The sequence below is a fragment of the Hyella patelloides LEGE 07179 genome (assembly GCF_900659865.1).
GTDB lineage: Bacteria > Cyanobacteriota > Cyanobacteriia > Cyanobacteriales > Xenococcaceae > Hyella > Hyella patelloides.
Genome location: NZ_LR214334.1, coordinates 1 through 1114, shown reverse-complemented (window position 1 = coordinate 1114; position 1114 = coordinate 1). Strand labels below are relative to the sequence as shown.

Annotated in this window: 1 protein-coding gene; it reads right to left on the bottom strand. The window is 34.5% G+C overall.

Annotated features, from left to right (window positions below; all coding sequences use genetic code 11):
- Window positions 1–219 precede the first annotated feature (219 nt).
- Window positions 220–492 carry a hypothetical protein gene (locus H1P_RS33575; protein ID WP_144875844.1) on the bottom strand — a complete coding sequence of 91 codons (273 nt, stop codon included), beginning with the start codon at window positions 490–492 and terminating at the stop codon, window positions 220–222.
- Window positions 493–1114 lie beyond the last annotated feature (622 nt).

The window sequence follows — 1114 nt, the reverse complement described above, 5'->3', positions numbered from 1 at the left end:
GAATTCCCTTCAAAGACAAATTTTAAATTTGATGAACATTCCTGAATCGATTTATCTTGTTCCCCAGCTAGTTCCTAATTGACTCCAATCGCTCTAATTATTACTGTGACTTGATTTCATCGTCTTTATTTGCTCGACCATTTTTAAATTGAGCGAACCGTGAGTTAAGAATGCACTATCGGCAAAAAATAAGGGGTCTTTCAGAAAAGCCCTAAAGGATTAGCTTCGCGTCACAAAACCTCTTTCGGCGTGTTGCTGCTCTTTATATTTAAGCAGCATTTCATCACAATTAAACGATTCGCGCTCGAGGCGATTAGTGGCAATAATAAATTTGCCTGCACGATTTTTATAAGAGTTAATGACATCATTATTGGCTTGAATTAAGCCAGTTATTTGATAAATTTCATCCTGATTTTGATTAATTTGTATTTCATCAATTACATGAAATTTTAGTTTGAGTTGAATTAATTTTAAATTTAATTCTGCTATCAATTATTCCTGCAATTATGCCTAAATGATTAATGTTTTTAATTTCGATTCCTTGTAGCACTTTTACTCCATAATTTATCTGGTTTTTCTTCCTAAAAATTATCTTTATTCACTCTCGATTATTTAGGGTATTTCGTTACTGATTCTCCTCTTCATTCTCATGAAGCAGTCCTTCATGAGAATGGTTTTTGTCTTATCCCTCACTTTGGCTATAATTTTACTTCCTTTTCATCTTCTCAAGGAGATTTTCTTCTCTCTTCTTTCTTTCATTATGCTTTGATTCTGATTTCATATGTACTTCATCTGTGGGGCTGATGAATGTGGGGTACATGACTTATATCAATCGGATTTAGTATGATATCTAATCTTGATGCCATCATAGAACTAGCTGAGATACTCGGTATTATGCTTATTCTGAGTTTACATCTCAGCTTTTCTTTTTCTCTAGATTTTCGTCGAACTGACGTTAGTTAAAAATTCATAATCATAAGCTATCACAAAAAGCAAAAAGCTCTCAAACAGAAGAGAGTTTGAGAGCAGAATCAAGAAGAGAACCTGGCACTGAACTATTTTCCCAGGGGGCTACCCCCCAAGTATCTTCGCCGCAATAACGTTTCACTGTCGA